This is a genomic window from Mesorhizobium sp. M1A.F.Ca.ET.072.01.1.1 (assembly GCF_004023325.1).
Classification (GTDB): Bacteria; Pseudomonadota; Alphaproteobacteria; order Rhizobiales; family Rhizobiaceae; genus Mesorhizobium.
In genome coordinates, this window is sequence record NZ_RZSF01000452.1 from 1 (window position 1) to 4,154 (window position 4,154).

At 59.8% G+C, this 4,154-nt stretch carries 4 protein-coding genes; all 4 read right to left on the reverse strand.

Annotated features, from left to right (window positions below; translation table 11 throughout):
• Positions 1–293: PqqD family protein (locus EOA32_RS33995; protein ID WP_145971448.1), on the reverse strand; the 293-nt coding region annotated here is incomplete at its 3' end.
• Between the two features lie 172 nt (positions 294–465).
• Positions 466–1,470: a hypothetical protein gene (locus EOA32_RS34000; RefSeq protein ID WP_095783969.1), complete on the reverse strand. Its 1,005-nt coding sequence runs from the start codon at positions 1,468–1,470 to the stop codon at positions 466–468.
• Positions 1,471–1,478: 8 nt separating this feature from the next.
• On the reverse strand, positions 1,479–2,312 hold the full coding sequence (locus tag EOA32_RS34005) for a hypothetical protein (RefSeq protein WP_128374050.1): 834 nt from the start codon (positions 2,310–2,312) through the stop codon (positions 1,479–1,481).
• A 43-nt stretch (positions 2,313–2,355) separates the two neighbouring features.
• Positions 2,356–3,660, reverse strand: a complete 1,305-nt coding sequence (locus EOA32_RS34010; protein ID WP_066992048.1) for an O-antigen ligase family protein — start codon at positions 3,658–3,660, stop codon at positions 2,356–2,358.
• Between the last annotated feature and the right edge of the window lie 494 nt (positions 3,661–4,154).

A 4,154-nucleotide genomic window follows, 5' to 3' on the forward strand; every position in this document is an offset into this window, starting at 1 on the left:
AAGCTCAGCCGCTGCCACTCCCTCAGCGCGGCCTCGACATGCCTGTTTGCCTCGATGCCATCGACGCCGGCGCGCGCCATCTCGGCCGAGATGGCGCGCGCCGATGTGCCCTCTTCTAGGGAGCGCCAGATCTCGGCAGCAGTATCGTTAACGGCGAAGATGGCCCGCTGGGAAGGACTGAACAGAATATTCTGCCCCCTGACGCGTGCCAGCCGTCCCTGGGTCACAAACGTGGCCGGGATATGAGCGGTGGAGCCTGGCGGCGCCGTTCCGTTACCCGCCTCGTGATTCATCGAGTAGTCCTCTCCCCCTCTGCCGGAACGCGACGGCGGTCCAACCTGTCGTTGCGAAACAGGTACGTTCAATGGGCGAATTGGCAAGCCTTTCGGCAGGAGTTCACTTCGCCCAACACAGCTTCGCCCAACACAGCTAAGCAACCGAATGTTTGCCCCCGAGTGCGACTTGTCACAGCGCTTCGTCGGAGAACCGGGCCACGTTCTGATGCGCCGCAACCCATTGCAGATGCGCCTTGTTCCAGTATTCGCGCGCGTCAGCGCCCGTCAGCACCTTGAAACCGGATGGCGGCAGCGGCAATTCCGAAGGAATTGGTTCGTCGGGCAGCCACAGCAGCACATTGTCCCGGCTTTCGATAGCCAGCCCCCAGGTTCTTTCCAGGCGACGGAGTCCACGCATGTTCACCGAAGCCAATGCGAAAACCGATCCCGTTATCCTCAGCCTGGGTGACTGATCGACGGCCTTGATCGGCGCCTGATGTGTGATTTCGTCCTTGGAGAGAAACGGGTGCATGCGAATGAGGGTTCGATCGATCCGCACTGTCTCCCGTGTCCCATCCCGCTCGTTTGAGGCAGGATCCACGCTGATCCCCGAAAAACAGCCGTCGAACAGGCAATCCTCGACAATGCCGCTGAGCAGGTAGTCATTCTCCACCGCATCATCCCTGATTTCGCTGAGCCAGCAGCCTTTCAGGTGAAAGCCGTCGGCCCGCGCCGCGAAACGCACGCCATCCCAGCAGCGCCGCGCGCGGACGCCTTCTATTGTCGCATTGGCGGTTCCGTCCCTGACCAGCAGAGCCGCGCTGTTGCAGTAGGTGTCGCGCCAATCGGAGGTCAGCGGCACCTGGCCGTCGAAGCGCCCTCCGATGAAATGAACGCCCGGACAGTTGCGGATGACCACCGGGTAGCGGTTGACTGGCAGATTTCCTTCGTCGCAGCCCATCATCGCGCTGGGCTCAGGATTTCTGCTGTTGGCGACTGTGAAGGAAGCATTCCGGGCATCGATTGTCGCCCCGGCTTCGAGATCCCGAAACATTTGTTGTTCGTAGCCATGCTCGCCCGTCAGAACGAGCTGCTTGCCCTCCGGCATCTGCCCGCCCCCCGCCTGGTACGCGCCCGGCAACAGGGCGAACACGGGAGACAGCCCAGCAAGACCCATGAATGAACGGCGGTCCATCCTCATCATCATTGACCTGAAGAAAGGGATTGCCGATGACGGTCGAGACAGGCCGAACGGACCGCCTCGAGAGCTCTCGAGGCCACGGCTTCGGGCGAAGCAAGCCTTTCGATGTCGATAACCGCCAGCACGCCCATGCGATCTTCCGTTCCCATTCCCCGCTCAAGGGCGGCCGCCATTTCGCGGCAAGCCCGATCCGCCGCCGACCAAAGGTCGGGATCGCTGTCCGGAGATGTCCGTTGCAGCCGCGAGGAGCGATCGCCCCTGGTCAGGAGCCGGTCTCTGGCGATGCCGGTCTCGCTGCGCAGGTGGACAAAAACCATGTCATGCAATCCGACGGCAGAAAGCATATCCAGCCAATTCTCGGATGTTTTCCTGCATCTGCTCTTCAGCAATATGGACCAGAATCCCTGCAGCAACCCCTGATCCATTATGATTATTGAATTTCTTCTTGCCCTCTCATGCTGGATAAATGCGACCAGGCTGATAAGATTCCAGACAAGCCTGATGGCATCAAGGCGCGACACTTGCCTGCTTTCGATGACGAAGCGGGCAATTCGAGCAAGCAACGAGCGAAACTCACGATCTAGCAGCCGAGGGGCGACAACGCCCATTCTGTGTATCTGCCTCTCGATGAATGTTCTTCCTTCCCACGCCACTCGCACGTCGCCTTCCAGCGGGCCGCACCGTCGCAGGCCGTTCGCCAGCAGGCCGGAGGTGGTTGTCTTTCCGACCCCGGGCAGACCAAAGAATTCGACAAATCGAATGTCTGTCCGCAGCGCGCGTGCTTCGACGCTTGGCGGGAGGCTTGCCGCCAGGTCACCAACAGTGTGCGAGGTCATTGGATTTCGGGTGGTACGATGAACTCTTGGAACGCCAATGAAGTCAAGGCGATGTGCGAGGGGCATACTCAACTTCAAGCAGCTGAGACCCGGTCCCGACATACAACCTCGGGGTCTTGGCAAGGCCGGTCTGCAGCGATCGCTGCATGCCGCGGTAGACTATGAGCAAAGCGAGCGGCAGCCAGAAGAAGGCCGCGGTTGACGGCCCGAAGGAATCGCTCATCTGGTTGGCGACCAAGTAGTTCCATACGGCGACCGATGTTCCGAGCACCATGACATTCACTTCGGTCGCTTGTTCGCTCCTGCCCCTGTCGACCAATGTGTGCAGAACGGCGCTGATCAGATAACCCACCACCAGCAGAACCATGATCACCACCAAGGCGAGGCCGGGCACTCCCAGCGTTCTAAAATAATCGATGAACAGGTTGTGGCTGTGCGGAGCGATGTCGCCCACCCATTGCCCTGCGCCCACGCCCATGAACGGATGCGACAGGCCCAGATCGATTGATATCGACCACAGTCGTTGCCGCGAAACGATCGAATGTGCCTCCCCGCCGGAGAGCTGAAGCGACAGCAGCTTGTAGGCCCGTGGGTTCAGGAACTGCAACATCATGAAGCTAGCCTGGAACAATATCGGAGCCGTAACGGTCGCCGCGATCACTGTTACCGGACGCTGCTTCCTTATCACCAGATAGATGCAGTATAGCCCGTAGAACGTGCCGAGACCGACGACCCCAAGAACGAAATTCGTCTTGGATCCCGATTTGACCAAACCCAGCAACCCCGCGAGGAGGCAAACCGAAAGGAGGATTCGGTGCCTTCGAGAAGCGACCAGCTTCGCGGCGACAAGCGGCAGACCGGCCGACAAGGCAATTCCGAGCTGGTTTGCATGCTTGAAATAGCCTTCCGCCCGATCGGCGAATCGAGCATCGCCGAGGCCAATAACGACAAGGCAGGATGTAACGGCAACCATGATGGCCATGGTCATCCCAATCCTGTCGATTGCCTCAAAACTCCTAGGCCTCGCGGCGATCAATGCAATGGTCGGGATAGTGGCGAAACCAAACACCTGGGCGAAGACAGCGCGCATGGTCCTGACCGGATTGTCCGCGTGTAGCGCCGACAGCAGCGACAGAACCATGATGAGGGCAGATGTTGTCAGCACGGCAGCCGCCAGGGCCGTGTCGGTGCGATGCAGACGTTTTGTCGCTTCGGCGTAGGGAACGAGGCTTACCAGGCCGCAGAACAAAGCGAGCAAAAAGGAAATCGAGCCATCGGTTCCGGCAATCCGCGTGGCGCCAGGGAACCATATCGACACGATCAGCAAAAGGATGGAAGCCTGCAGCATCGATGGACGTCACGCTGAAAATGCTATGCAACAACCGCGGGCCGACGCGCTCTTGCCTCGCCAGGCTGCGTCCGGTGCCCCTGTGTCCTGAACGGCAACGCCAAGAAATAGAGACACAACGTTCACTCCAGGACGGTGATTCAAGGCGCGCTGCCGCACCGCGGGTGAATACTCCGCGTACCTATTTCATAAGCAGCGTAGGCGCAGCGGGATGACAAGGAAATGAGCGAAAACGCGTCATTGGGACAAGGTGTCCTACGCCTTTTGTGCAAGGGCTGGTGGTGCTGCGATTCCAGTCTGCCTGGTCGAGATCCGGCCTAGCCGCGGCGGGGATTCGGTGTTGGTGCGGATTTGCATATGTGGGAGACTTGGGCGCGGCACACCGAGTCTTTCACACCGTAGGAGATCGCCGTGCTTTGGGGTCTTGTCGCCGTCGGCGTGATCGGCATTTTGCTCGGATTTCGTGTTCGCGCGCCGGCGCTCATCGTCATGAC

Excerpts from the sequence above, each read along its gene's own strand:
- EOA32_RS34000 (WP_095783969.1), bottom strand. The coding sequence starts at position 1,470 with ATGGACCGCCGTTCATTCATGGGTCTTGCTGGGCTGTCTCCCGTGTTC.
- EOA32_RS34010 (WP_066992048.1), bottom strand. The coding sequence starts at position 3,660 with ATGCTGCAGGCTTCCATCCTTTTGCTGATCGTGTCGATATGGTTCCCT.
- EOA32_RS34005 (WP_128374050.1), bottom strand. The coding sequence starts at position 2,312 with ATGACCTCGCACACTGTTGGTGACCTGGCGGCAAGCCTCCCGCCAAGC.